The 25,912-nt window shown below is 64.4% G+C and carries 31 protein-coding genes; 17 read left to right on the top strand and 14 right to left on the bottom strand.

The annotated features are described in order from the left end of the window. Positions 1-7: 7 nt before the first annotated feature. The gene (locus PHA8399_RS16420; protein ID WP_008553759.1) at positions 8-271 is read right to left on the bottom strand and encodes a DUF2312 domain-containing protein; all 264 of its coding nucleotides are present in this window, start codon (positions 269-271) and stop codon (positions 8-10) included. A 193-nt stretch (positions 272-464) separates the two neighbouring features. Here PHA8399_RS16420 and PHA8399_RS16425 point away from each other — a divergent pair, with 193 nt between their 5' ends. Next, on the top strand, positions 465-683 hold the full coding sequence (locus tag PHA8399_RS16425; protein WP_058287177.1) for a hypothetical protein: 219 nt from the start codon (positions 465-467) through the stop codon (positions 681-683). Between the two features lie 35 nt (positions 684-718). Here PHA8399_RS16425 and PHA8399_RS16430 read toward each other — a convergent pair whose 3' ends face one another. Continuing rightward, on the bottom strand, positions 719-934 hold the full coding sequence (locus tag PHA8399_RS16430) for a hypothetical protein (RefSeq protein WP_058287178.1): 216 nt from the start codon (positions 932-934) through the stop codon (positions 719-721). Positions 935-1,226: 292 nt separating this feature from the next. Between PHA8399_RS16430 and PHA8399_RS16435 the strand changes: the two genes are divergently transcribed. From PHA8399_RS16435 to PHA8399_RS16450, 4 genes are read left to right on the top strand one after another with little or no spacing between them, the layout of a single operon-like run. Further along, complete coding sequence (locus PHA8399_RS16435; protein ID WP_058287179.1) at positions 1,227-2,090, top strand: MBL fold metallo-hydrolase; 864 nt, start codon at positions 1,227-1,229, stop codon at positions 2,088-2,090. Between the two features lie 32 nt (positions 2,091-2,122). Next, complete coding sequence (locus PHA8399_RS16440) at positions 2,123-2,551, top strand: YeeE/YedE family protein (RefSeq protein WP_058287180.1); 429 nt, start codon at positions 2,123-2,125, stop codon at positions 2,549-2,551. After that, positions 2,551-2,985, top strand: coding sequence for a DUF6691 family protein (locus tag PHA8399_RS16445; RefSeq protein WP_208856323.1), 435 nt, complete (start codon positions 2,551-2,553; stop codon positions 2,983-2,985). The genes PHA8399_RS16440 and PHA8399_RS16445 overlap by 1 nt, the downstream gene beginning before the upstream one ends. Before the next feature lie 11 nt (positions 2,986-2,996). Continuing rightward, positions 2,997-3,422 carry a protein tyrosine phosphatase family protein gene (locus tag PHA8399_RS16450; protein ID WP_058287181.1) on the top strand — a complete coding sequence of 142 codons (426 nt, stop codon included), beginning with the start codon at positions 2,997-2,999 and terminating at the stop codon, positions 3,420-3,422. A 320-nt stretch (positions 3,423-3,742) separates the two neighbouring features. On the opposite strand, the gene PHA8399_RS16455 is transcribed toward PHA8399_RS16450, so the two are convergent. The 5 genes from PHA8399_RS16455 to PHA8399_RS16475 all read right to left on the bottom strand — a co-directional run bounded on the left by PHA8399_RS16455 (position 3,743) and on the right by PHA8399_RS16475 (position 9,895). Beyond that, positions 3,743-5,020 (bottom strand): FliM/FliN family flagellar motor switch protein, encoded by a 1,278-nt coding sequence (locus PHA8399_RS16455; protein ID WP_058287182.1) that lies wholly within the window; start codon positions 5,018-5,020, stop codon positions 3,743-3,745. 84 nt (positions 5,021-5,104) lie between these two features. After that, entirely contained in the window at positions 5,105-7,783 is a 2,679-nt protein-coding gene (locus tag PHA8399_RS16460) for an ATP-binding protein (RefSeq protein ID WP_058287183.1), read from the bottom strand. Continuing rightward, the gene (locus PHA8399_RS16465; protein ID WP_058287184.1) at positions 7,783-8,127 is read right to left on the bottom strand and encodes a hypothetical protein; all 345 of its coding nucleotides are present in this window, start codon (positions 8,125-8,127) and stop codon (positions 7,783-7,785) included. The genes PHA8399_RS16460 and PHA8399_RS16465 overlap by 1 nt, the downstream gene beginning before the upstream one ends. Further along, positions 8,124-8,504, bottom strand: coding sequence for a response regulator transcription factor (locus PHA8399_RS16470; protein WP_058287295.1), 381 nt, complete (start codon positions 8,502-8,504; stop codon positions 8,124-8,126). The genes PHA8399_RS16465 and PHA8399_RS16470 overlap by 4 nt, the downstream gene beginning before the upstream one ends. A gap of 92 nt (positions 8,505-8,596) precedes the next feature. Continuing rightward, positions 8,597-9,895 (bottom strand): helix-turn-helix transcriptional regulator, encoded by a 1,299-nt coding sequence (locus tag PHA8399_RS16475; RefSeq protein ID WP_058287185.1) that lies wholly within the window; start codon positions 9,893-9,895, stop codon positions 8,597-8,599. A gap of 231 nt (positions 9,896-10,126) precedes the next feature. On the opposite strand from PHA8399_RS16475, the gene PHA8399_RS16480 reads away from it, so the two are divergent. From PHA8399_RS16480 to PHA8399_RS16515, 8 genes are all read left to right on the top strand, one after another. Further along, positions 10,127-11,473, top strand: coding sequence for a substrate-binding protein (locus tag PHA8399_RS16480; protein ID WP_058287186.1), 1,347 nt, complete (start codon positions 10,127-10,129; stop codon positions 11,471-11,473). Positions 11,474-11,620: 147 nt separating this feature from the next. Continuing rightward, the gene (locus PHA8399_RS16485) at positions 11,621-12,643 is read left to right on the top strand and encodes a branched-chain amino acid ABC transporter permease (RefSeq protein WP_058287187.1); all 1,023 of its coding nucleotides are present in this window, start codon (positions 11,621-11,623) and stop codon (positions 12,641-12,643) included. A gap of 4 nt (positions 12,644-12,647) precedes the next feature. Then, positions 12,648-13,853 carry a branched-chain amino acid ABC transporter permease gene (locus PHA8399_RS16490; RefSeq protein ID WP_058287188.1) on the top strand — a complete coding sequence of 402 codons (1,206 nt, stop codon included), beginning with the start codon at positions 12,648-12,650 and terminating at the stop codon, positions 13,851-13,853. Between the two features lie 12 nt (positions 13,854-13,865). Further along, a complete protein-coding gene (locus tag PHA8399_RS16495; protein WP_058287189.1) occupies positions 13,866-14,621 on the top strand; it encodes an ABC transporter ATP-binding protein in 756 nt (251 codons plus the stop codon). A gap of 12 nt (positions 14,622-14,633) precedes the next feature. Further along, positions 14,634-15,389 carry an ABC transporter ATP-binding protein gene (locus PHA8399_RS16500; protein WP_058287190.1) on the top strand — a complete coding sequence of 252 codons (756 nt, stop codon included), beginning with the start codon at positions 14,634-14,636 and terminating at the stop codon, positions 15,387-15,389. Positions 15,390-15,668: 279 nt separating this feature from the next. Continuing rightward, positions 15,669-15,920 (top strand): PepSY domain-containing protein, encoded by a 252-nt coding sequence (locus tag PHA8399_RS16505; RefSeq protein WP_058287191.1) that lies wholly within the window; start codon positions 15,669-15,671, stop codon positions 15,918-15,920. A gap of 61 nt (positions 15,921-15,981) precedes the next feature. Further along, on the top strand, positions 15,982-16,521 hold the full coding sequence (locus PHA8399_RS16510; protein ID WP_058287192.1) for a cytochrome b/b6 domain-containing protein: 540 nt from the start codon (positions 15,982-15,984) through the stop codon (positions 16,519-16,521). After that, positions 16,521-17,069, top strand: a complete 549-nt coding sequence (locus PHA8399_RS16515) for a helix-turn-helix transcriptional regulator (RefSeq protein WP_058287193.1) — start codon at positions 16,521-16,523, stop codon at positions 17,067-17,069. The genes PHA8399_RS16510 and PHA8399_RS16515 overlap by 1 nt, the downstream gene beginning before the upstream one ends. A 10-nt stretch (positions 17,070-17,079) precedes the next feature. On the opposite strand, the gene PHA8399_RS16520 is transcribed toward PHA8399_RS16515, so the two are convergent. Continuing rightward, complete coding sequence (locus tag PHA8399_RS16520; RefSeq protein WP_058287194.1) at positions 17,080-18,576, bottom strand: class I adenylate-forming enzyme family protein; 1,497 nt, start codon at positions 18,574-18,576, stop codon at positions 17,080-17,082. 95 nt (positions 18,577-18,671) lie between these two features. On the opposite strand from PHA8399_RS16520, the gene PHA8399_RS16525 reads away from it, so the two are divergent. From PHA8399_RS16525 to aat, 4 genes are all read left to right on the top strand, one after another. Then, a complete protein-coding gene (locus PHA8399_RS16525; RefSeq protein WP_058287195.1) occupies positions 18,672-19,208 on the top strand; it encodes a PAS and helix-turn-helix domain-containing protein in 537 nt (178 codons plus the stop codon). Between the two features lie 179 nt (positions 19,209-19,387). Beyond that, positions 19,388-19,882 carry an acetyl-CoA carboxylase biotin carboxyl carrier protein gene (gene accB / locus PHA8399_RS16530; protein WP_058287196.1) on the top strand — a complete coding sequence of 165 codons (495 nt, stop codon included), beginning with the start codon at positions 19,388-19,390 and terminating at the stop codon, positions 19,880-19,882. Between the two features lie 9 nt (positions 19,883-19,891). Further along, positions 19,892-21,241 carry an acetyl-CoA carboxylase biotin carboxylase subunit gene (accC, locus tag PHA8399_RS16535; RefSeq protein ID WP_058287197.1) on the top strand — a complete coding sequence of 450 codons (1,350 nt, stop codon included), beginning with the start codon at positions 19,892-19,894 and terminating at the stop codon, positions 21,239-21,241. A 74-nt stretch (positions 21,242-21,315) separates the two neighbouring features. Continuing rightward, positions 21,316-21,948 carry a leucyl/phenylalanyl-tRNA--protein transferase gene (gene aat, locus PHA8399_RS16540; RefSeq protein WP_058287198.1) on the top strand — a complete coding sequence of 211 codons (633 nt, stop codon included), beginning with the start codon at positions 21,316-21,318 and terminating at the stop codon, positions 21,946-21,948. On the opposite strand, the gene PHA8399_RS16545 is transcribed toward aat, so the two are convergent. The 6 genes from PHA8399_RS16545 to PHA8399_RS16570 all read right to left on the bottom strand — a co-directional run bounded on the left by PHA8399_RS16545 (position 21,912) and on the right by PHA8399_RS16570 (position 25,843). Next, entirely contained in the window at positions 21,912-22,289 is a 378-nt protein-coding gene (locus PHA8399_RS16545; RefSeq protein WP_058287199.1) for a DUF2155 domain-containing protein, read from the bottom strand. The genes aat and PHA8399_RS16545 overlap by 37 nt on opposite strands. Next, a complete protein-coding gene (gene mlaD, locus PHA8399_RS16550; protein WP_058287200.1) occupies positions 22,286-22,738 on the bottom strand; it encodes an outer membrane lipid asymmetry maintenance protein MlaD in 453 nt (150 codons plus the stop codon). The genes PHA8399_RS16545 and mlaD overlap by 4 nt, the downstream gene beginning before the upstream one ends. Before the next feature lie 23 nt (positions 22,739-22,761). Continuing rightward, positions 22,762-23,148, bottom strand: coding sequence for an NADH:ubiquinone oxidoreductase subunit NDUFA12 (locus PHA8399_RS16555; RefSeq protein WP_058287201.1), 387 nt, complete (start codon positions 23,146-23,148; stop codon positions 22,762-22,764). Positions 23,149-23,283: 135 nt separating this feature from the next. Next, complete coding sequence (locus PHA8399_RS16560; RefSeq protein ID WP_058287202.1) at positions 23,284-23,649, bottom strand: RidA family protein; 366 nt, start codon at positions 23,647-23,649, stop codon at positions 23,284-23,286. A 143-nt stretch (positions 23,650-23,792) separates the two neighbouring features. Beyond that, positions 23,793-25,061 (bottom strand): ATP-dependent Clp protease ATP-binding subunit ClpX, encoded by a 1,269-nt coding sequence (gene clpX / locus PHA8399_RS16565; protein WP_058287203.1) that lies wholly within the window; start codon positions 25,059-25,061, stop codon positions 23,793-23,795. A gap of 149 nt (positions 25,062-25,210) precedes the next feature. Next, positions 25,211-25,843 carry an ATP-dependent Clp protease proteolytic subunit gene (locus tag PHA8399_RS16570; RefSeq protein ID WP_058287204.1) on the bottom strand — a complete coding sequence of 211 codons (633 nt, stop codon included), beginning with the start codon at positions 25,841-25,843 and terminating at the stop codon, positions 25,211-25,213. Positions 25,844-25,912 lie beyond the last annotated feature (69 nt).

Consider the following 25,912-nt stretch of genomic DNA (forward strand, 5'->3'; position numbering starts at 1 on the left):
GCGCGGCTTACATGCCCAGGGCTTCCTTGTACATTTCCAGCACCGCCTCTTCTTCGGCGATGTCGTTTTCGTCGCGCTTGCGCAGGGCGATGATCTTGCGCATCACCTTGGTGTCGTAGCCGCGCCCCTTGGCTTCGGCCATCACCTCTTTCTGCTGCTCGGCGATCGTCTTTTTCTCTTCGTCCAGACGCTCGAACCGCTCGATAAACTGGCGCAGTTCGCCAGCGGTCACACGGTAGTTTTCGCTTTTTTCGTCTTCGGTGATATCCATCTGCGGCTCCGTCGGCACATGCTGTCAGTTGCTGTCGGAGCAAGGGGATAACGCCCCGCCCGCCGCGCCGCAAGAAGGGAAAGCGGCGGAGCTGCGCCAAGCGGCAAAAACCGGCGCCCGTGCCGGCGCGGCTTGCGCGCGCCGGACGGATCGGCTAGGCGCGGCGCAACGCAACCCCTGCAGGAGCACACCCATGTTCGATCTCATCGTCTGGACCGGAGCCGCCGTGTCCGTTGCCGGGCTGCTGGGGCTGGTCTGGTGCATCATCAAGGTCGCACGCGCCCGCCGCCAAAATCTGGATGACGACGCGCTGCGTGCCGTTGTGCAATCGGTGCTGCCCTACAATCTGGGCGCCCTGCTGCTGTCGGTGCTGGGCCTTATGCTGGTGATGACGGGCATCTTCCTGGGCTGACGCCCGGCCCGCCCCTGCCTGACAACCCGTCTGTGTCAGACGGGCATGTTGTCGAACATCTCTTCCACCGCTTCTTCGCACAGTGCAGCCTCAAGACGGCGGAACCGGCGCGGAACCTCTGCCCCTTTCTTGCGCATGTGATCCAGCAGCCGGATGAATTCGGGCCGCATGGCCAGCCGGGCCGCGCCGGTCTCTCTCTGAATTCTGGTTTCCAGCTGTTCGACGGTGTGAAACAGATCTTCCATTGTCATAAGCAGTCCTCCCTACGTCCTGCGATTGTGACAGTATTTCGCAACAGGAATACGAAATCCCGCAGAATGTTACCTTTGCGCCGCATTTTCACGCTTTTTTTACGGCTGCCTGACGCTTTTGCGGCTTTACTCAGCACCAAACGATTCTAAGGGGCCGGTTCTTGCCGCGCCTTGACACACATCAGACAGCTGCGATGATTTTTTGCCAAAGCCTGCGGTAAGGGCCGCCGGCTCTCTTGAAACATATTCTTAAATCAATATATGATTTCCCAGCATCCAGGGAGACTGACAGATGACCCCCGCCGTCAAAGCCTTTTTCGACGAAGCCACCAACACCGTGTCCTACGTGGTGCGCGAGCCCGAGGGCACAGCCTGCGCCATCATCGACTCGGTCCTGGACTTTGATCACGCCGCCGGACGCACCAGCACCGCCTCTGCCGACGCCATCATCGCCTGGGTCAAGGCCGAGGGCCTGAGGGTGGAGTGGATCCTGGAGAGCCATGTCCATGCTGACCACCTGTCCGCCGCCCCCTATCTGCAGGAACAGCTGGGCGGCAAGATCGGCATTGGCGACCGGATCACCGTGGTCCAGGACACCTTTGGCAAGATTTTCAACGAAGGCACCGAGTTCCAGCGCGACGGCAGCCAGTTCGACCAGCTGTTCCGCGAAGGCGACAGCTTCATGATCGGCCAGCTGCGCGGCGAGGTGCTGCACACACCCGGCCACACGCCCGCCTGCCTGACCTACGTGATCGGCGATGCGGCCTTTGTCGGCGACACGCTGTTCATGCCCGATTTTGGCACCGCCCGCTGCGATTTCCCGGGCGGCTCCTCTGCCGATCTGTACAACTCGATCCAGAAGATCCTAACGCTGCCGGACGAGACCCGCATCTTTGTCGGCCACGATTACAAGGCGCCGGGCCGCGACGATTATGCCTGGGAGACGACAGTGGGCGAGCAGAAGGCGCTGAACGTGCATGTGGGTGAAGGCCGCAGCATCGAGGAATTCGTCCAGATGCGCGACGCCCGCGACGCGACGCTGGGGATGCCGCGGCTGATCCTGCCGTCGCTGCAAGTGAATATGCGCGCAGGCCAGATGCCGGAGCCGGATGAGCAGGGCGATGTGATCCTGAAGATCCCGGTGAACAAGATCTGACCGGACGCACGGGAAAGGACCAGGGAAAGACAATGCAAGCAGACTGGATTTGGGGACTGGGCGGCGGCCTGCTGATCGGGCTAGGCGGCGCGGTTTACCTGCTCGGCAACGGCCGGATCATGGGGGCCAGCGGCATCCTGGGCGGTCTTCTGGATGGCAGCGGCCGAAACACAGCGGCTGAGCGGATCGCTTTTATCGCCGGGGTGATTGGCATGCCGCTGCTGATCGGGCTGCTGACGGGCGGCACGCCCGATACCCATGTCACCAGCAATGCGGCGGTTCTGGTGCTTGCCGGGCTGCTGGTGGGGGTCGGCACCCGCGTTGCCAACGGCTGCACGTCCGGCCACGGGGTTTGCGGCATTTCCCGCCTGTCCTTGCGCGGGATTGCGGCGACCGCCGTCTTCATGCTGGCGGGCATTCTGACGCTGGCGGTGCTGCGCCAGCTGCTGGGGGTGGTCTGATGCTGCGGATGTTTCTGGCACTGGCCGCAGGCAGCCTGTTCGGGGCCGGTCTGATGTTTTCGGGGATGACTGACACCACCAAGGTACAGGGGTTCCTGGATATCTTTGGCAACTGGGACCCTACCCTGGCCTTCGTGATGGGCGGCGCGCTGCTGCCGATGGGGCTGGCCTGGCGGTTGACGGAAGGGCGCAAGCCGGCCGCCGGCGGCAGCTTTCCTTCACCGCCCTCGGCCGAGCTGGACCGGCGGCTTGCTCTTGGGTCGGTGCTCTTCGGCATCGGCTGGGGGCTGGTGGGCCTGTGCCCCGGCCCGGCGATGGCCTCGCTCAGCTACAACAGCTGGCAAGGCGCGCTGTTCCTGGCGGCGATGGCCTGCGGCATGATAGCCGCCCCGGCGGTCAGCCGGCATCTGGACCGTGGCGCCGCAAGCGCGTAAGGAGTCGGCCCATGGATGCACGTGTAATCACCCCCCGCTATTCGGTCTCGCCGCAGATCTCGGCTGAGGACCTGCCCGCCATTGCCGCCGCCGGCTATAAGACGGTGATCTGCAACCGCCCGGACGAGGAAGTGCCGCCCAGCCATCAGGCGGACGCGATCCGCGACGCAGCTGAAGCAGCCGGCCTGCGGTTTGAGGTTCTGCCCTTGACCCACCAGACCATGACGCCGGAAAACGTGGCGGCACAGCGCGAGTTCTATGAGAGCAGCGACGGTCCGGTGCTGGCCTATTGCGCCTCCGGCACGCGCAGCTCTGTGGTCTGGGCGCTGGGTCAGGCCAGCGAATTGAGCGCGGATGATATTCTGCAAAAGACCGCTGCGGCGGGCTATCAGCTGGACGGGCTGCGCCCGGCGCTGGACTCGCTGGCAAACCGCTGAAGCCAAGCCTGCATGGGGTTGCGGCCTGCAACCCCAAGCGGCGGCTTCCGGATTGAAGCCTGCCCCCTCTCCAACAGCAAGACCTGACTTGATTGCAAACAGCCGTCCCTGCCGGTGCCGGCGGCCGGCTGAACACCCACCGGAAGCACAGGCAGCGGGCATAGCACCGTACGCTTGCTGGTGGTTTGCTTCTTACAGTCCGTTGAAAGCGCGCCGGAAATGGGACAGCAGAGCGCGCGAATAGTCTGAAGCCAAGGCCGGGCGTGCCGCGCTTCACCCACGCCAATCAAGAGTCAGCTTCAGCCCTTCTCTGTCAGGGCTCAGTCCAGCCCGGCCAGCTGCGAGATTTCTACCGCATCGGCGGCCTCGAAATCGCCGAGGTCGGCGGCGGGAAAGTCGGGCAGATCCGGCAGATCGGGAAGATCCGGCAGCCCGCCGTCCAGGCCATCCAGACCCAGCCCGCCATCACCGTCGAGGTCGGACAAGTCCAGGCCATCCAGCCCGGCGTCCATGCCGCCCATTCCCCCCATGGCACCGCCATCCAGCGCCGGTGCGGCCTCCAGCGCGGGCAGGCCGCCGTCATCCATCGGATCCTGCAGACCCTGGTCGGCAATGCCCATGCCAAGGGCCGGCGGCGCGTCTGGCAGCGCATCCAGGCCGCCCCCATCGGAAAAGCCCATGTCGCCGCCGCCATCGCCCGCCAGCTTGGCGCCGGACCGGTTCAGCCGGACCGCGCGGGACCCGTTCATCTGGCCCAGCCGCCCCTGCGCCACCGGTTTGCCGCCAATGGTCAGCAGGTCGGTTTCATACAGGAACGCCTGATCCAGCGGCAGCGTGTCGCCGATCTTGAGGTCCGTGAAGTCGCGCAGCGGAACCCGCATCTTGCACAGGACCGCGGTCAGCTCTGCGCGGATCGAATCGAGGTTGCGGCCCAGCGACGGACCCTGGGCGGCGGCGCCCTTGCTCTCCTGCAGTTCCTCCGCAGTGGGTTCCGGCAGGATCAGTTTCATCACGCCCTGCATGGCGCCGCAGGCCAGATCCAGGTTCAGCTCGATCACCCGGTAATCGTCAGCCTCCATCCCCAGCACCAGGCTGCGCACGTTTTCGACCTGGGCGCCAAAGCGGTAGCCGGTAAAGATTGCCTGATCCGCCTGGCCCTCCAGCATCGACACAACCTTGGCAAAGGAGCGTTCCAGGAATTCCGCGGTCATTGCAGCGTCGGTGGGGGTGTACAGCCGTTCGTTCGGCGCCTTGCCGATCACCGCGCCGATGGTCTGCTGCTGAATCAGCGCCGTCACCGTGGCCGCGTCCATGCTGGCCGCACCGACCCGCCCGTTCGGGCAGTCCAGCACCACAAGCAGGTCTTTGTCGGACAGATTCCGGGCCAAATCCTCGGAAATGCGGTTGCACTGGCGGGCCGCCAGCACCGCCAGCGGCAGTTCGCACAGATCGGCCGCCGCGCGCGCGAGGGAACGGCGCAACGCCTTCAGCGTCAGGGAGCTGTTGATCGCCCCTGCGCCTTCCTTGGTTGCTGCCAGCTTGCGTGCAAGCACACTTTGCTTACCGCTGCCCGCCTGTGCTGCTTCTGTCTCAGACATAGGCTGTTTAACCTGCCCCATACGCGTCCCGTTTCCCCGTTTTTACCCGAAAGGAGGTTAACAACTCCTATACCTCACAGCGGGTTACGCCGCCTTTTCGCCCGCAGCGGGTAGGGAAACCCGGAAAGCGCCGCCGCTGTGGCCCGGCAGGTAGCAGATATCGCCGCCAAGCCGCTGCATGACCTCGCGGCAGATCGCCAGACCGAGCCCGGCACCGCCCGCGCGCTCAGGGCTGACGCGGGAGAATTTTTCGAAAATCATCTGCCGGAAATCCGCGGGCACGCCGCTGCCGTTATCCGTGAAATCAATATGCAGGCGGCCGCCGGCGGCGTTGGCGGAGATGGTCAGCTCCGGCTTCTCCGCGTCGCAGTATTTCTGGGCATTGGCGATCAGGTTGATGAACACCTGCGCCAGCCGGTCAAGATCCGAGGAGATGCGGAAAGTCTCCGTCTCCGGGCTGCGGATCACCTTCAGCGGCCGGTCCGACCCCGCCAGCGCCGCCGCGACTGCATGGTCCAGCACTTCCGGCAGGGTGCCCGCCGTCATGTTGAGGCTCACCTGGCCGTTTTCCAGCACGCTCAGGTCCAGAAGGTCGTTGAGCAGCCGGGTCAGCCGCAGCGTCTCGTCATGGATGATACCGGCATAGTGGCGCTGCTCCTTGGGGTTGAGCTGTCCGTCGTCGCGCAGAATTTCCGAGAACGCCCGGATTGAGGTCATCGGCGTGCGCAGCTCATGGCTCACCTGGCTAAGAAACGCATCCTTCTGCTCAGAAAGCTGGGTCAGCTTTTCGTTTGTTTCCCGCAGCTTGCGCGCTGTTGCCGACAGCTCTGCCGATTGCGCCTCAAGACGGCTGGAGTATTCCAGCATCTGCGCCGTCTCATCCGCCACCGCCAAAAGATCCTGCACAGAGACCGACGAGCCGCCGACAATCTGGCCGATCATCGCATGCGCCGCCGCTGCCCCGATGGAGGCGCTAAGCTCGCGCTCCAGCCGCTCCAGGAAGGCCGGCGTCGGCTCCGGCAAGGGCCCGCGGCCGCCCTGGCGCAGCCGCTCGCGCTGGAAGAACGCCTGCGCCTCCGGCGCGCCAAGGATCCTCTGCGACATGATCATGAGGTCTTCGGATTGCGCCACGGATCCGGTCCAGCCGCGCGGACCCGCGGAATGGTCGAAGACATTGACGAATTGCGCCCCCTGCAGCCGCTCCAGCGGGCTCGGGAAGCTCACCAGCGACACCAGGCAGAACGCCAGGGCATTGAGGCTCATCGACCACATCACCGCATGGACGGTCGGGTCCAGCCCCTCGATCCCGAACAGCGCCTCCGGCCGCAGCCAGGCCAGGCCAAACAGGCCCTCGCGCAGGATATGCTCGGGCAGCAGCCCGCCGCCCAGCGCCGGCAGCAGCATTGTATAAAGCCAGATGGCAAAGCCCACGGTGAGACCGGCCAGGGCGCCGGAGCGGGTGGCGCCGCGCCAGAACAGCCCGCCGACGAGTGCGGGCAGGATCTGCGCCACCCCGGCAAAGGAGATCAGGCCGATGGCCGCCAGCGCGGCGGCGCCGCCGGACAGGTGATAATAGAAATACCCCAGCGCCATGATCACCGCGATCGACACCCGGCGCGAAAACAGCACCACATCGCGCACATCGCCCGAGACCGAGGCCCGGCGGCTTTGCAGCCGCAGCCAGACCGGCATCACGATATGGTTCGACACCATCGTCGACAGCGCCATGGCCGCCACGATCACCATCGAGGTCGCGGAGGAGAAGCCGCCCAGGAACGACAGCACCGCCAGCCCTTGCTGCCCCTGCTGCAGCGGCACCGTCAGAACGAACATGTCCGGGTTGGCGCCCGCGGGCAGCAGCTCCAGCCCGACCACGGCGATCGGCACCACGAACATCGAGATCAGCAGCAGGTAGAGCGGAAACGCCCAAGAGGCGATGCGCAGGTGGCGCTCGTCCTCATTTTCCACCACCATCACCTGAAACATCCGCGGCAGGCAGACAAAGGCGGCAGCGGCCAGGAAGGTGATGGTGGCCCAGCGGCTGCCATCGACGTTCCAGTGGCCGATCTGCGAGGCATCAATGCGCTGCAGCGTCTGGCCGACACCGCCCGCCACGCCCCAGACCACAAACACCCCGACCGCCAGCAGCGCCGCCAGCTTGACGATCGCCTCCAGCGCAATGGCGGTCACCACCCCGTGGTGGCGCTCGTTGGCGTTGAGGTTGCGGGTGCCGAACAGGATTGCAAACACCGCCAGCCCGGCGGCCACCCAGAATACGGTCGAGGTCTCGTTGTAGCCGCGCAAGGGGTCGGCCTCGGCAAAGATGGCAAAGGACAGGGTGACCGACTGCAGCTGCAGCGAAATATAGGGGGTAACGCCAATCACCGCGAGGATGGTCACCCCGGTGGCCAGCAGGTTCGACTTGCCATAGCGCGAAGAGATCAGGTCGGCGATCGAGGTGATCCGCTGGCTGCGCCCGATCCGCACCAGCTTGCGCAGGCCCCACCACCAGCCGATCATCACCAGCGACGGGCCAAGGTAGATGGTCACGAACTCCAGTCCCGACCGCGCCGCATAGCCGACCGCGCCGTAAAAGGTCCAGGCGGTGCAGTAGACCGACAGCGACAGCGTGTAGATCAGCGGCGAGCGCATCCAGGCGGCACTGCGGCCGCGGGCGGCCATCCGGTCGGCCCAGAAGGCGATGAAGAACAGGAAGGCCACATAGGCAAGGCAGACAAAGGCCAGCACATTCAGGGAGGCCATCAGGCGTCCTCCGGGCCGGCGGGGCCGTCCCCGGGAAGCTCCGCCCCGTCCGGCCCGCCGCCGGTCCAGTGATCAGCCCACCGCTGCACTGTCAGGCTGAAGGCGAAACAGGCGCCGATCAGGCCGATCCAGACCGCGAACACATAGATGATGGCCGAAGACATGCTGACCCCGCCGCGCGCGGCCGGATGGGTCGAGGCCTCAGGCCACAGCAGCGGCAGCGCCAGCAGCAGCACCCCCAGCACCGGCAGCAGCCGGGCGATGTCCATCAGGCGGCGGCGGCGGTAGGTCTGGCGTTCCGCGCGGGTGCCCGTTTGCTCTCTGGGGCTGCCGTCCCGGGTCATCCCTGCCCGGCCTGGGCGTGCAGGTCCCGCACTGCGGTCAGCACCTCGGCGTTGGAAAAGGGTTTGGTCATGAACCGGGTGACGCCGGCCTTTTCCGCCATCTCGCGGTCGCGCATCTGGCCGCGGGCGGTCAGCATCAGCACCGGCAGCGCCTGCATCCCCCCCTCGGCGCGCAGCTCGCGCACGATCTCCAGCCCGCTTTTGCCCGGCAGCATCAGATCCAGAATCACCAGGTCGGGATTGGCATCCCGGATCACCTCCACCGCAGTGGCGCCATCGGTGTGCGCATCCACGCTCCACCCGTCCCGGGTCAGCAGAAACCGGATGGCCTCGGTGATATTCGGCTCATCTTCGATCAGTACAACATGCCTGCCCATCAGCAGAAATTCCTCCCGGCGCCCCCTGCCGGACAAGCCGGTGCGGGCACGCATTCCTTTTGGCGCAGGTTAGCCCCGCCGCCATGTTGCTGTCAAAACTCTTCCTTCAGGATCGACGGCTCGCGCCGGGCCGGACAGCCGCGGCGCGGGCAGATCCGGCAGCTGGCACCGACCGGCTGCGGATCCTGCGCGTCCTGCCCGCCGGGCAGGATCAGCATCACTGCCCGGTACAGCGGGTCAGCCCCGAAATCCGGCATCTCCAGCGGCCAGGCCACCGCCATGCAGTCAAAGGCCGCCGCGTTGCGCCCCTGCTGCACCACGTTGCGCCGCACCGGAACCTGCGGGCGCACCAGCGCGGTGTAAAGCGGCCACAACGGACAGGACGCCCCGAACCGCGGCATGGCAAAGCCGGTCACCGGCTTGCGGAACAAAAGCGTGCCGGAGGCGTCGCAGATCACCAGCCCGGCCTCGCGGCCCAGCACCTCTTCCGGCAGCGCAGCCAGACGGCGAAGCACCACTGGCAGGCCGCAGCCGAACTGCCGCGCCAGCGCCACCGGATCCAGCCCGCCAGAGCGGATCCCGCGCGCCAGCGCCGGCAGCGGCATGGCGCGGGCATCCGCCTGATACTGCTCCAGCGCCGCGCGGGCCAGGCTGCGGGCCGCTTCGCTCACCAGTTCCGGCGCGTGCTGCACCAGCTCCTGCGGCACGGCAGTGCCCTCCTCCAGCGCCGGGAAATGGAAGCCGCTCGCCTGCAGGAAGGCCTCGGCCTCCTCCTGCGGCATGCCGCGGCGGTCCTCGCCGGTGTCGCCCTCATCCAGAAAGCTGACCAGCGCCCGGCTGCTTTCGGACAGGCGCAGCGAATCCTGGTTGAGGTTCTTGTGGAAACGGTCGCGCCACTCCGGTTCCAGCTCGCCGGTTTCCGCCAGAATCGACGCGGTGGAGCGGATCGCGGCGGCGGTCGACAGCACCTCATGCACCGAGGCCGCCAGGTTGGGGTCATGGGTCAGCCGGTCCGAGAGCGTCTCGACCGTGCGCTCCAGCGTGGCGATGCGGCGGTGGCCGGAGGCCAGCACCTCGGCCCAGCCCGGAAACCGGCCGGCGAACTCGTCCACCCGGTCCAGCTCCGCCACCGGCACGCCGCTGTCTGCCGCCGCCTCCCGCAGGGTGGAGATCAGCGCCGCCTCCGCCCCCTCGCTTAGCATCGAGGGTTCGACCCCCAAAACCCCGGCAATGCCGACCAGAAGCTTGCCGCCGATTCTGCGCCGATTGTGCTCAATCAGGTTGAGATAAGAGGCTGAAATCCCTGCCTCCCGCGCCAATTCAGCCTGCCGCAACCCCAGGATGAGCCTGCGTTCGCGGATCCGGCTGCCGGTCAAGGTGTCGCGTGCCATGCGGACAGGCCTCCCAAAACACTTCCAATTCAAGGGCTTTCTGCAACGCAATATAACTTTGTTTACAGTATGCCACGGAATATTGTTCATTTATTTACAGAATTTTCAAGCTGCAAAAGGGTTTTATTGCTTGGGTTTACATGACGCTCCCATACTGATTTTGCACTTACCGTGCTGGTACCGCGCAGAAGTGAGGAGCTGCAAGGCACCAATCATATTAGGGAGGAATACATGTCTAAATTTGACGTTTCGCGCCGTGGTGTCTTGAAGACCGGCGCAATGGCAGGCGCTGGAGTGGCGCTGCCGACCATCTTCACCGCCTCATCCGCCGCGGCCTTCACCAATGAGCCGACCGGCAGCACCGTCACCCTGGGCTTCAACGTGCCGCAGACCGGACCCTACGCCGACGAAGGCGCCGACGAGCTGCGCGCCTATGAGCTGGCGGTCGAGCATCTGAACGGCGGCGGTGACGGCGGCATGATGAACACCTTCAGTTCCAAGGCGCTGCAGGGCAACGGCATCCTGGGCAAGAAGGTCGAATACGTCACCGGCGACACCCAGACCAAATCCGACGCCGCCCGCGCCTCTGCCAAGTCGATGATCGAAAAAGACGGCGCGGTGATGATCACCGGCGGCTCCTCCTCCGGCGTGGCCATCGCGGTGCAGGGTCTCTGCCAGGAGGCAGGCGTGATCTTCATGGCCGGTCTCACCCACTCCAACGACACCACCGGCAAGGACAAGAAGGCCAACGGTTTCCGCCATTTCTTCAACGGCTACATGTCGGGCGCGGCGCTGGCACCGGTGCTCAAGAACCTCTATGGCACTGACCGCACCGCCTATCACCTGACCGCCGACTACACCTGGGGCTGGACTCAGGAAGAGTCGATCGCCGCCGCCACCGAAGCCCTGGGCTGGCAGACCGTGAACAAGGTCCGCACCCCGCTGGCGGCCACCGACTTCTCCTCCTACATCGCGCCGGTTCTGAACTCGGGCGCGGATGTGCTGGTGCTGAACCACTATGGCGGCAACATGGTGAACTCGCTGACCAATGCGGTGCAGTTCGGTCTGCGCGACAAGGTGGTGAACGGCAAGAACTTCGAAATCGTGGTGCCGCTCTATTCCCGCCTGATGGCCAAGGGTGCCGGCGAAAACGTGAAGGGCATCCATGGCTCCACCAACTGGCACTGGACGCTGCAGGACGAGGGTTCCAAGGCCTTCGTGAAATCCTTCGGGACCAAATACGGCTTCCCGCCGAGCCAGGCAGCGCACACCTGCTACGTGCAGACGCTGCTTTATGCGGATGCGGTGGAACGGGCCGGCAGCTTCAACCCCTGTGCCGTCGTCGAAGCCCTCGAGGGCTATGAGTTCGACGGTCTGGGCAACGGACCGACCCTGTACCGCGCCGAAGACCACCAGTGCTTCAAGGACGTTCTGGTGGTGCGCGGGAAAGAAAATCCGACCTCGGAATTCGACCTTCTGGAAGTGGTCGAGGTCACGCCGCGCGCGCAGGTGGAATACGCACCGGATCACCCGATGTTTGCCGGCGGCAACCTCGGCGCCTGCAATCCGGGCGCCTAAGCCCCGCAGATCCGGCCGGGCGCCTGACGCGCCCGGCCTTCCATCCCGGACCGGCAACCGGACGCGCGGCGTTCGACCGGGGGCGAGAAGCCCCTGAACCGACCGGTTTTATCTCTACCACCCAGACTAACCCCGGGGGCGGGATCCATGGACGCAATCCTTTTGCAAATCTTGAACGGGCTCGACAAGGGCTCGGCCTATGCGCTGATCGCGCTGGGTTTGACACTTATCTTCGGCACGCTGGGCGTGGTGAACTTTGCCCACGGGGCCTTGTTCATGATCGGCGCCTTCTGCGCCGTCACCCTGCAGCGGCTGCTGAACCTCAGCTATGAAGTGGTCGACGAGACGCAGACCGACTTTCTCGGCAACCCGCTGAAGGTGAAGACCCCTTATGTCGAGGCCTGGTTCGGCCCCGAGTTCGGAGGGGCCATCATCGACTGGGCGGTGCCGCTGGCCATCCTGTTTGCCATCCCGATCATGATCGGCGTCGGCTACGTGATGGAACGCGGGTTGATCAAGCATTTCTACAAGCGCCCCCATGCCGACCAGATCCTGGTGACCTTCGGCCTCGCCATCGTGCTGCAGGAAGTGGTCAAGTATTTCTACGGCGCCAACCCGATCCAGACCCCGGCGCCGGACGCGCTGAACGGGGTGGTCAACCTGGGCGCCGCGATCGGCATGGACATCGTCTATCCGGTCTGGCGCGTGGTCTATTTCTTCTTTGCCGTGGTCATCATCGGGGGCATCTTCAGCTTCCTGCAGTTCACCACCTTTGGCATGGTGGTGCGGGCCGGCATGGCGGACCGCGAGACGGTGGGCCTTCTGGGCATCAACATCGACCGCCGCTTCACCATCATGTTCGGCATCGCCGCCGCCGTCGCCGGTCTGGCCGGTGTCATGTACACCCCAATCAACTCGCCCAACTACCACATGGGCATGGACTTCCTGGTCCTCAGCTTCGTGGTGGTGGTCGTCGGCGGCATGGGCTCCCTGCCCGGTGCTGTTCTGGCGGGCTTCCTCTTGGGCATCCTCGAGAGCTTTGCCTCGATGAACGAGATCAAGTCGCTGATCCCCGGCATCGACCAGATCATCATCTATTTGGTGGCCATCATCATTCTGCTGACCCGTCCGCGAGGCCTGATGGGCCGCAAAGGCGTGATGGAGGACTAAAGACATGTTCGGACTGAACAAAAAAGACACCTCTTTGCTGATCATCGTGGCCTGCCTGACGATGTTCGCCCCCTTCATCCTGAACCCCTTCCCCACTGACAGCGGGCTGGCGCAGTTCAACGCGGGCTACCCGGACCTGATGCAGCGTTTCGTGATTTTCGGGATCTTCGCCATCGGCTTCAACATCCTGTTCGGGCTCACCGGTTACCTGTCGTTCGGCCATGCGGCCTTCCTCGGTGTAGGCTCCTACTCGGCCGTGTGGATGTTCAAGCTGATCGGCATGAACGTGATCCCGGCGATTGTGCTGTCGGTGATCGTGGCGGGCCTGTTCGCGCTGTTGATCGGGTTCATCTCCCTGCGCCGCTCCGGCATCTACTTCTCGATCCTGACGCTGGCCTTTGCGCAGATGTCGTTCAACCTCGCCTATTCGGTGCTGACCCCGATCACCAATGGTGAAACCGGCCTGCAGCTGACGCTGGAAGACCCCCGCATTTTGGGCGTCTCCGCCACAGCAGACGGCTCGATCCCGGTGACCAACCTGTTCGGGCTCGAGATGCGCTCCACCTTCGAGATGGCGGTCGGCCCCTGGGCGTTCCAATTCAATGCGGGCTACTACCTCTGTGCTTTCATCATGTTGGCGGCCTTCTACCTGTCGATCCGCATCTTCCGCTCGCCCTTTGGCATGATGCTGCGGGCGGTGAAATCGAACCAGCAGCGGATGAACTACACCGGTCTGAACACCCGGCCCTACACGCTGGCAGCCTTCGTGATTTCCGGAATGTATGCCGGTCTTGCGGGCGGGCTGATGGCCTCGATGGACCCGCTGGCCGGGGCGGAGCGGATGCAGTGGACCGCTTCCGGTGAGGTGGTGCTGATGACCATCCTCGGCGGTGCCGGTACGCTGATTGGCCCGGTGCTGGGCGCCGGTTTCATCAAGTACTTCGAAAACATCTTCTCGAAGATCAACGACAACGTGCTGCACAGCTGGTTCAGCTTCATGCCCGACGGCATGGAAGACGCGGTGGTGTTCCTGATCCACCCCTTCATCGGCAAGGGCTGGCATCTGACCCTGGGCATCTTGTTCATGCTGGTGGTGATCTTCCTGCCCGGCGGCCTGGTCGAAGGCGGCCAGCGGATCAAGGGCTGGCTCAGCGGCCGCAAGGCCAAAGACGACGGCAAGGCCGCCGGCGAAACCAATCCCGCGGAGTAAGGAGACAGAACCATGGGTATCCTTGAAGTCAAAGACGTGGGGAAACGGTTCGGCGGGCTGCAGGCCCTGTCCGATGTGAACCTCAGCGTAAAGGAAAACTCGGTCCACGCCATCATCGGGCCGAACGGCGCGGGCAAATCCACCCTGCTGAACTGCCTGGTGGGCAAGCTGATCCCCGACACCGGATCGGTGATGTTCGACGGCCAGTCCGTGCTGGGACGGGCGCCATACGAGATCAACCAGATGGGCATCTCCCGCGTGTTCCAGACGCCCGAGATCTTTGGCGATCTGACGGTGCTGGAGAACATGATGATCCCCTGCTTTGCCAAACGGGACGGTGCGTTCGAGCTGAACGCCTTGTCGTCGGTTTTGCGGCAGAAGGACATTCTGCAAAAGGCAGAGCACATGCTGGAAGAGATGAACATGGCGGACAAGCGGCACATGCACGCCGCCGCCATGTCCCGCGGCGACAAGCGGCGGCTGGAGATCGGCATGTGCCTGTCGCAAGAACCGCGCCTGCTGCTGCTGGACGAACCCACCGCGGGCATGGCGCGGGCCGACACCAACAACACCATAGACCTGCTGAAACAGATCAGCGACGAGCGCGACATCACCATCGCCATCATCGAACACGACATGCATGTGGTGTTCAGCCTGGCCAACCGGATCACCGTGCTGGCCCAGGGCACCCCGCTGGTCGAGGACGATCCGCAAAACATCCGCGGCAACCCGAAGGTGCGCGAAGCGTACCTGGGTGAGAGCGCGTAAAGGAGAAACACCATGAATGTGAAACCCGATTTCTCCAAGAACGCCAATATGGCCACCACCGCGCCGGCCTTTCTGTCGGTCTGGGACGTTCATGCCTATTACGGCGAGAGCTACATCGTGCAGGGCATCAGCTTTAACGTCCACGAGGGCGAGATCCTGGCGCTGCTGGGCCGCAATGGTGCCGGCAAAACCTCCACTTTGCGCTCAATCGCGCGTACCGGCTCGCCTTTGGTCACACGAGGCGAGATCTGGCTGGACCACAAGCCGCTGCACAAGATGGAATCTTATGAGGCCGCTGCCGTGGGCCTGGGCCTGGTGCCCGAAGACCGCCGCATCATCCACGGCCTGACGGTGGAGGAAAACCTTCAACTGGCACAGATTGCCCCGCCCGTCGGCTGGTCGCTGGAGCGCCTTTATGACCTGTTCCCGCGCCTTGGCGAACGCCGCAAGCAGGAGGGCGTGACCCTGTCGGGCGGCGAACAGCAGATGCTGGCCATCGCCCGCGCGCTGGCCCGCGACATCAAGGTGCTTCTGCTGGACGAACCTTACGAAGGCCTCGCCCCGGTGATCGTGGACGAGATTGAAAAGACCCTCATCCACATCAAGGAACAGGGCATGACAACCATCATTGTCGAGCAGAACGCAGTCCGCGCCCTGGAACTGGCAGACCGTGCGGTGATCCTCGATACGGGCGGCATTGTCTTTGACGGCACCGCCGCCGAGGTTCTGGAAAACGAGGAGCTGCGCGCCGAATACCTGGCGATCTGAGGCGCGCTGCAAAATTCATCTCCGTCTTGCCGGCCGCCCGCGTGCCGGCAGTGGCAGACTGAGGCCGGCTCTGTTCAAGAGCTGGCCTCTTTTACGGCAAGCGCTGCGCCTGCGCTGCAAACATCAGTCTTTGCCGCAATAAACCCGGGTTATACGGCCCCGGTTTCTGCGCCGTTCCAACCTGGCGCCTATTTCCCTTTGCTGCTCCCGTCCCGACGTCTCTGAGACGGACCGCGCCATTCCGGTGCGGCGCCGGACAGGACACCGAAAGGACACCCGATGCGCCATTCACTGAAACTCCTCGCCCTTGTTCTCACCCTGCCTGCGGCAGCGGTCTTTGCCTCTGACAGCGCCCCCAGCGCCGACACCCAAGCCAAGATCCGCGATCTTCTGACAGGCCAGGGCTACGAGGTGCGCAAGATCGAAGCTGAAGACGGCCAGTTTGAGGCCTACGCCGTGAAGGACGGTAAGAAGTACGAGGTCTACCTGAACGGCAAGCTTGAGGTGGTGAAGATCAAGGAAGACGACTGACCGGCTCAGGGCATCATCTGCCGGGCGCCTGTCTGCGCCCGGCCACGGCAGGAGGGCTGACATGCACCGCACATACGTCTGGGACCCTGTGGTCCGGCTGTTCCACTGGTCGCTGGCGGCGGGCTTTGCCGCCAATGCGCTGGTCACCGATCCGGAGGGCAATCTTCACGAAAACATCGGCTATGCCGTTGCCGCGCTGATCGGCATCCGGGTGGTCTGGGGCCTTATCGGCAGCCGCCACGCGCGGTTTTCCAGCTTTCCGCCCAATGCCGGCGCCGCGGCCGGGCAGCTGAGCGATATCGCCACAGGCCGGATCCGGCGGCATAAGGGCCACTCTCCGCTGGGCGCGCTGATGATCTACAATCTGCTGCTGACGATCACCTGCATCGCCCTCACCGGCTATCTGATGACCACAAACATGTTCTGGGGCATCGAATGGCCGGAAGAGCTGCATGAGGCGCTGGTCTCCTGGGCGGAGATTTCCATTGTGCTGCATGTGGCGGCGGTGCTGTTCGAAAGCCGCCGCACCAAAGTCAATCTGGCGCGCGCGATGGTCACTGGCTACAAGGAGGGCACGGAAACCAGCAGAGAGAGCCCCTGATGCGCCACGCCCCGAACGGCCCTGCCCAGCCTTGGGTCCTGATCGCCGTCATCGCCGTGCAAGCCATTTGCGCGGCGGTGTTTCTAGGGGATGTGATCGCGGACCTCAGCGGCTTGGAGGCCGGAGAGGCGGAAGCCGGGGAGCGCAGCCACACCTATATCGAAGGGCTTGCCGCGCTGGCGCTGACTGCGGCCATCATTATTGAAACCCGCATTCTGATGTGGCTGCTGCGCCGCAAGGCGCATCTGGAGGAAAGCCTGAGCGCCGCCCAGGCCGCCGTGCAGGACGTGATCAACACGGAGTTTGCCGCCTGGGGCCTGACCCCCGCAGAGCTGGATGTGGCAACCTTTCTGGTCAAGGGCCTCAGCACGGCCGAAATCGCCACCATGCGCGGCAGTGCCGAAGGCACCGTCAAGGCGCAGCTGAATGCGATCTACCGCAAATCCGGCACCGCCAGCCGGGCCGAACTGATGAGCCTGCTGATCGACACGATGATGGGACAGCGCCAGCCCGACCGCAGCGAAGGCTCCGCCGCCCGCCCGGCCTGAGCTGGCGTCATCAGACCATCTTCCGCAGCTCGGTCTTCAGCACCTTGCCATAGTTGTTCTTGGGCAGCGCATCAATGCGCAAGTAGGCCTTCGGCCGTTTGAACCGGGCAATCCGGCTGTTGCACAGATCGTCCAGCTCCCCCTCCGGCGCATCCCCCACGACAAAGGCCACCACCTCCTCGCCCCAATCCGCATGCGGGCGGCCCACCACCGACACCTCGCGCACCTGCGGATGCATCAGCAGCACCTCCTCCACCTCGCGCGGGTAAACATTGGAGCCGCCGGTGATGATCATGTCCTTGGAGCGGTCCTGCAGCGTCAGATAGCCATCCGCATCCAGCACCCCCATGTCGCCGGTCATCAGCCAGCCGTTGAGCAAGGTCTTGGACGTCGCTTCGGGATTGTCCCAATACCCCGGCATCACCGCATCGCCGCGCACCATGATCTCGCCATGGCTGCCTGCAGGCAGGAACTCCCCCTCCGGCGTGCCGATCTGCACCTCCACCACGCTTTGCGCCCTGCCGACGCTGGCCAGCCGCTCGCGCCAGCGCGGATGCGCGCGGTCCTGCACGTCGCGGCGCGGCAGCGCGGTGATCGCCATCGGGCATTCGCCCTGACCGTAAACCTGCACGAAGACCGGGCCGAAATGCTCAACCGCCTCGATGATATCGGCGGCATACATCGGCCCGCCTGCATAGACGACCGTGCGCAGCCCTTCTCCCTTGAAGCCCAGCCGCTTGGCCTCAGCCGTCATTCTTGTGACCATGGTCGGCGCGGCAAACATGTGGACCCGCCCGAAATGCGCGGCAAGGCCGAAGATCTCCGCCTCATCGAAACCGCCGGAGGCCGGGCAGACGTGGCGCGCGCGCGCCAGCACGTGCTGAATCGCGTAGATGCCCGCGCCGTGGCTCATCGGCGCGGCATAGAGCGCGTGGTCGGCGGCGCTCACCTGATCCACGTCGGCGAAATAGGCGATGGCCATGGTCATCAGCATCCGGTGGGTGATCATCACCCCCTTGGGCCGCCCGGTGGTGCCGGAGGTGTAAAACAGCCACGCCAAATCCCCGGGCGCGCGGGAGGCAGGCCCCGCCACCGGCTCCGCCTGAAGCGCCGCCGCATAATCCGCACCGGTGATATCCACGCAGCGCACCGCGGCCCCGGTGTCTGCAACCGCCTCTGTCAGCCCCGGCGAGGTGAACAGCAGGCCGGTGCCGGAATTTTGCAGGATGTACTCCGCCTCCTTGCCGTGCAGCTTGGCATTGATGGGAACTGCCGCCGCGCCGGCATACCAGATGGCATATAGCGCAATCAGGTAATCCGGGCAGTTCGTCATGAAGATGCCAACCCGGTCGCCCGGTGAAATCCCCTGCGCCAGCAGCCAGCCCGCCACCGAGGCCGCCCGCGCATGAAACCCGGCGTAATCCGCCACCAGATCCCGCCCCAGATACAATGCAGGCCGCGCGCCCTCTGCCGCCGCTGTCCGCTGCAGCCACACCGCTATGTTCATTCGATTGTCCTCTCCCGCTTGCCCCGCAGCGCGCAACGTGGCACGCAGCGGCTGCCCCCTTCAATTCCGCAAAAATACCGGGGTAAAAGTACCATATGAACGATCTTGCCTTTGACCATGCCCCCGTGGGCCTCGCCGTCCTGGAACGCCGCGTCATCACGCGGTGCAACCTGCAATTCGCGGCGACCTTTGGCGGCGCACCCGGTGACTATACCGGCATGCTGGTGGCCGAACTGTACCCCAGCCAAGAGGATTTCAACCGCATCGGCGCCCTTTTGCAGCAGCCAGAGGCGCAGCGCGGCAGCTACAGCGACGAACGCATCATGCGCCGCCGGGCGGGCGGATTGTTCTGGTGCCGGGTGCGCGGCCGGTCGGTGACGCCTGAGGCGCCGTTTCAGACCGGCATCTGGTCCTTTGCGGACATTTCCGACGACCGCCCTGTGGTCTCCCTCACCCCGCGCGAGCGCGAAGTGGCGATCCTCACCTGCAAGGGGCTGTCGGCCAAGGAGATCGGCAAGCAGCTGGACCTGTCCTACCGCACGGTCGAAAGCCACCGGGCGCATCTGCTGCAAAAGTTCGGCGCCCGCAAACTGCCGGAACTGGTGGCCAAGCTGACGGGAATGCCGCTGTGACCCGGCAACTGGAGTCTGAATGCGGCAGGCAATTGCAAATTTATCAATTCATCTCCATGTTACAGCAAGCATCGACAGCGCTTTCCTTGCGGTAATCCTTGCCCTATAAGCGCGCTAATTTCCTGCCTGCCGGGCCTTCCGGGCCCGGGCGGGCATGTCGGAACCGGCTTGAGGACAATATGACAAACAAATCTCACGAAGCGGATGTGGCATTCATCAAGGCGCTGGCGGAGCTGCTGCGCGAAAACGATCTGACCGAGCTGCAGGTCAAACGGGAATACGGCGATGACGACAGCCTGAACGTGCGCGTCTCCCGCCAGACCGCGATGGCCGCGGCGCCGATGCAAGTTCAGGTGCCTGCCGCCCCGGCGCCGGTTGCTGCCGCCGCCGCACCTGCCGCTGCCGCCCCCGCAGCCGCAAACGACGATCCGGCCAGCCACCCCGGTGCCGTGACCTCGCCGATGGTCGGCACCGTGTACCTGCAGCCGGAACCGGGCTCGCCGTCTTTCATTTCCGTGGGCGCACAGGTCAGCGAAGGCGACACCCTGCTGATCGTCGAAGCCATGAAGACCATGAACCACATTCCGGCGCCGAAATCCGGCACCGTGAAGCGCATCCTGGTCGAAGACGGCGCCGCCGTTGAATTCGGATCGCCTCTGGTCATCATCGAATAAGGATCTGCCATGTTTGACAAGATCCTGATTGCCAACCGCGGCGAGATCGCCCTGCGCGTGATCCGTGCCTGCCGGGAAATGGGCATCAAGTCGGTTGCAGTGCACTCCACCGCCGACTCCGACGCGATGCACGTGCGCATGGCCGATGAATCGGTCTGCATCGGGCCGCCCTCCGGCGCCCAAAGCTACCTGTCGATTCCCGCCATCATTTCCGCTTGCGAGATCACCGGCGCCCAGGCGATTCACCCGGGCTACGGCTTCCTGTCGGAAAACGCCAATTTCGTGCAGATCATCGAGGACCACGGGCTGACCTTCATTGGCCCCTCGGCCGAACACATCCGCATCATGGGTGACAAGATCACCGCCAAGGAAACCGCCAAAAACCTCGGCATTCCGGTTGTTCCGGGCTCCGAAGGCGGCGTGCCCGACATTGCCGCTGCCAAAAAGGCGGCCAAGGACATGGGCTACCCGGTGATCATCAAGGCGACCGCCGGCGGCGGCGGCCGCGGCATGAAGGTCGCCAAGGACGAGAAAGAACTGGTCTCGGCCTTCTCCACCGCCCGGTCCGAGGCCAAGGCCGCCTTCGGCAATGACGAAGTCTACATGGAGAAATACCTCCAGAAGCCGCGGCACATCGAAGTGCAGGTCTTTGGCGACGGCAAGGGCACCGGCATACACCTGGCGGAGCGCGACTGCTCGCTGCAGCGCCGCCACCAGAAGGTGTTCGAGGAGGCCCCCGGCCCCTGCATCACCCCGGAAGAGCGTGCCCGCATCGGCAAGATCTGTGCCGACGCGATCGGCAAGATGGGCTATTCCGGCGCCGGCACCGTGGAGTTCCTCTATGAAGACGGCGAGTTCTACTTCATCGAGATGAACACCCGCCTGCAGGTGGAGCATCCGGTGACCGAAGCCATCTTTGGCGTCGACCTGGTGCGCGAGCAGATCCGGGTGGCCGAAGGCCTGCCGATGTCGTTCACGCAGGACGATCTGGAGATCAACGGCCACGCCATCGAAGTCCGGATCAACGCCGAGAAGCTGCCGAACTTCTCGCCCTGCCCGGGCAAGATCACCGCGTTCCACGCCCCCGGCGGCCTGGGTGTGCGGATGGATTCGGCGCTCTATGACGGCTACTCGATCCCGCCCTACTATGACTCGCTGATCGGCAAGCTGATCGTGCACGGCCGTGACCGGACCGAGGCGCTTGCCCGCCTGCACCGCGCCCTGGGCGAGCTGATCATCGACGGCATCGACACCACCGTGCCGCTGTTCCATGCGCTGTTGGAGGAGCAGGACATCCACACCGGCGACTACGGCATCCACTGGCTGGAACGCTGGCTGGAAAAAAACACACCGGCCTGAAACCCGCGGGGCGCGCCATCCGGCTGCGCCCCGTCTTACTTTTCTCTGCCTTTGCCCTTTATACTGGCGGCACCATGAGCCTGACTGCCGATCTCCTGCTGCACGCCTATTCCGCCGGTGTTTTCCCGATGGCCGAACACCGCGACGACCCGGAAGTGTTCTGGGTCGACCCCAAACGGCGCGGGATCCTGCCGCTGGACGGCTTCCGCATCTCCCGCTCCCTGGCCAAGCGCATCCGCAACGGCGGCTTTGAGATCACCGTGAACCGGGACTTTGCCGGCGTGGTGGAGGGCTGCGCCGACCGGGCGGAAACCTGGATCAGCGCCGAAATCCGCGACCGCTACTTGGAACTGCACGCGATGGGCAACGCCCATTCGCTGGAGGTCTGGCATCAGGGCATTCTGGCCGGAGGCACTTATGGGGTGTCACTGGGCGGCGCATTTTTCGGCGAAAGCATGTTCTCCCGCCGCCGCGACGCCTCCAAGGTGGCGCTGGCCTATCTGGTTGACCGGCTGGTGCAGGCAGGCTTCATCTTATGCGACACCCAGTTCCTGACCCCGCACCTGGCCTCCCTCGGCGGCATTGAGGTCAGCCGCGCCCGCTACCGGGCGCTGCTGCGCGACGCCTTGTCAAAAGAGGCCGATTTCACCCGCCCCGCCGTGCCCGCGCCTCAGCTGCTGCTGCAGCGGATGACCCAGACATCATAACGGCTGTGGTCCAGCGGGTTCAGCGCCGGACTGGACGCGATCATCCAGCCCTCGAACTGCACCGCATTGTCAGCGGGATTGCGCACGGTGAGAAAGGCGTAGGCATCCCCGGTCGGGTTCTCCGCCGGATAGCGGCAGTCCGACACGGTGACCAGCAGCCCGAACATCTCCCCACTGCCGCCGACCGCGATCTCGGCATCCATGCTGTGGCCGTTGACTTTGTCCAGCGCCCGCAGCACCGCCGCAGTGCCCTGTGCCGCACCGCTCTGCGCCACCTGCTCCTGCCCCCAGGCAGGCAGGGCCAGCAGGCCTGCGGCCAGGGCAGCGGCCAGCCGCTTCACGAGTCTTCCCCGCCGCCTGCCACGAATTTCACCAGCAGCGAAATCAGGCTGACCGCGCCTTGGGTATCCTCGATCTCATCCCCCGGCTCGAAAGCGAAGGCAGAGCCGCCCGGCATGATTTCCACGAAATTGCCGCCCAGCAGCCCCTCGGAAGAAATCACCACCGCGCTGTCATCGGGGATATCGATCCCTTGCTTCACCGAAAACCGGGTGTCGGCGCGGAAGGTTTCCGGGTTCAGGTCGACACCGGTCACGGTGCCGATCTTGACGCCCGCAAGCCGCACATCGGTGCCGACGCTGACGCCCTCAAGGGACCGGAAAGACGCGCTCAGATCATAGGTAGCGCCGGCCCGCGACAGGCCCGCAGCCTGCCCGGCATAGACGGCAAACGCAACCGCGGCGGCCAGCACGACGCCACCGGCCAAAACTTCAGTAGGATTTTGAGACATGAAACCAGCCTTCTGGCAGATGTTTATTCGGGCACCCAGGCCTCATAGTCGCGGCGCTCCTTGGGCTCGCCGCCGGCGCGGATCGAGCCCGCAGGCGCATAGGCCATCATGGTGCCGGTCAGGTTTTCCTGGTGCGGCTTTTCCCAGGGCTTATGCTTCAGCGGCTTCTCGCTCGGCACCTCGTCAAAGGTCCGGTGCAGCCAGCCGTGCCAGTCCGGGCTGACGCGGGAGGCTTCCACTTCGCCGTTGAACATCACCCAGCGCTTGCTGTCATCGGCATTGCGGTAAAAGACATTGCCCTGATCATCCTCACCCACCTTGATGCCCTTGCGGGCGGTGAAGATCCGGGTGTTCAGGGTGGAGCCGTTCCACCAGGTCACAGCGCGCAGAAGAGTGTTCAGGATTCCCATGGATGCCTCCGGAGTTTTCCGATCTTGATATGGCCCAATTTCCCGCCAAGGTCCAGTGGCTTGCGCCGTGGCTTGGGGCCTGCCGGCGGGAACGGGCAGTTTTGCCTCAGCCCCGCGTGCGGGGCATCCGCCGGCTCAGCTGTCCGCCGGTGCCAGCGCGGTCACCTCGATCTCGATGCGGTACTTCGGATCAATCAGATTGCATTCGATCATCGTCGCCGCCGGCGGGCTGGCACCAAAGGTTTCGGCCAGAACCGGCCAGCAAGGCTCAAACTCCGCTGCATCCGGCAGGTAGTAGTTGACCCGCACCGCATCGGCGAAGCTTGCCCCCGCCTTCTCCAGCGCCGCGCCGATGGTGTCCAGCGCCGACCGGCACTGCGCCACCACATCGTCGCCCTGGCCAACCGTTCCGGCCACATGCACGAACCCGCCCGCAACCACGGCGCGGCAATAGCCGATCTTGGCCTCGAACTCACCGCCGGAGGAAATCCGTTTGATCATCGCCTCTCACCTTCTTCTGGCTGAAAATATCCCAGGGGAGCAGCGGCCTGCCGCTGCGGGGGCAGCGCCCCCTCTGCCGAGCCGCCCCCAAAAGACAAACGGCGCGGAAAAAAACCGCGCCGTCTGATTGAAGTCCTATCCGTTTACCCGGCCGTTGCGGGTTCTTTCTCGGCATCCGCGTGGATCATCAGCGGCTGCGCGTCCGAGGTCACCGCCTCTTCGTTCACGACCACCTTGGTCACGCTGTCCATGCCCGGCAGGTCGAACATGGTATCCAGCAGGATGTCCTCCATGATCGAGCGCAGGCCGCGGGCGCCGGTCTTGCGTTCGATCGCCTTGCGGGCAATCGCCTTCAGCGCTTCTTCGGTGAAGTCCAGTTCGGTGTCTTCCAGCTCGAACAGGCGCTGGTACTGTTTGACAAGGGCGTTCTTCGGCTCGGTCAGGATGGTGACCAGCGCCTCCTCGTCCAGGTCCTCCAGCGTTGCCAGAACCGGCAGACGGCCGACGAATTCCGGGATCAGGCCGAATTTCAGCAGGTCTTCCGGCTCCAGATCCTGGAAGATTTCACCGACGCCGCGCTCATCGTTGTCGCGCACATCAGCGCCAAAGCCCATTGCCGAGCCCTTCCCGCGCGCCGCGATGATCTTGTCGAGGCCGGCAAAGGCGCCGCCGCAGATGAACAGGATGTTGGTGGTGTCCACCTGCAGGAATTCCTGCTGCGGATGCTTGCGCCCGCCCTGCGGCGGAACCGAGGCCACGGTGCCTTCCATCAGCTTCAGCAGCGCCTGCTGCACGCCCTCGCCCGACACGTCGCGGGTGATCGAGGGGTTTTCCGACTTGCGGGTGATCTTGTCGACCTCGTCGATATAGACGATGCCGCGCTGTGCGCGCTCGACGTTGTACTCCGACGACTGCAGCAGTTTCAGGATGATGTTCTCGACATCTTCGCCCACGTAACCGGCCTCGGTCAGCGTGGTGGCATCCGCCATGGTGAACGGCACATCCAGAATCCGCGCCAGCGTCTGCGCCAGCAGCGTTTTGCCGCAGCCGGTGGGGCCGATCAGCAGGATGTTGGATTTTGCCAGTTCGATGTCCGAGCCCGCCTTCTGGGCGTGGTTCAGACGCTTGTAGTGGTTGTGCACCGCAACCGACAGCACCCGCTTGGCGGTGGCCTGACCGATCACGTAGTCGTCCAGCACCTGGCAGATGTCCTTGGGTGTCGGCACCCCGTCGGTCGCCTTCAGCCCGGAGGCCTTGGTCTCTTCCCGGATGATGTCCATGCACAGTTCGACGCATTCATCGCAAATGAATACGGTGGGGCCGGCGATCAGCTTGCGCACTTCATGCTGGCTCTTGCCGCAGAAGCTGCAATAGAGGGTGTTTTTGCTGTCGCCGCCTGAATTCGTCGCCATGGTCTACCTTTCAGTCCGCCCGGTCCGATGCGCCCGCGCTGCGGGGCAAGTCAACTTTCTGCCAGCTTAAGCCACTGCTTAGGCCGCCACAATGTGAAAGTGCGCCCCAAGTTAATCGCAGGGCGCACCGCTGGTCACAAGCCCAGGCCTCAGGCCTGCTCGTCATCGCCTTTGGCTCTGTTTTCAACGATTTCGTCGATCAGGCCGAACTCCTTCGCCTCTTCCGGCGACATGAAGTTGTCGCGCTCCAGCGCGTTCACGACCGTGTCGTAGTCCTGGCCGGTGTGCTTGACGTAGATCTCGTTCAGGCGCTTCTTCAGCTTCAGGGTCTCTTCGGCGTGGATCATGATATCGGTCGCCTGGCCCTGGAAGCCGCCGGAGGGCTGGTGCACCATCACGCGGCTGTTGGGCAGCGAGAAGCGCATGCCTTTTTCCCCAGCCGTCAGCAGCAGCGACCCCATCGACGCCGCCTGGCCGATCACCAGGGTGGACACCTTGGGCTTGATGTACTGCATGGTGTCATAGATCGACAGGCCCGAGGTCACCACGCCGCCGGGCGAGTTGATGTACATCGAGATTTCCTTGGACGGGTTTTCCGCCTCAAGGTGCAGCAGCTGCGCCACGATCAGCGAGCTCATCCCGTCGTGCACCGGACCGTTCACAAAGATGATCCGTTCCTTCAGCAGGCGGGAAAAGATGTCATAGGCCCGCTCGCCCCGGCTGGTCTGCTCAACCACCATCGGGACCAGGGTGTTCATGTATGTTTCTCTGGGATCAATCATTTCGACCTGCCTGCGTTGTTTATGTCCGGCACCATACCCGACAGTGTGTTACCCGAGTCTTAGTATCGC

Source organism: Leisingera aquaemixtae, from assembly GCF_001458395.1.
Lineage (GTDB): Bacteria > Pseudomonadota > Alphaproteobacteria > Rhodobacterales > Rhodobacteraceae > Leisingera > Leisingera aquaemixtae.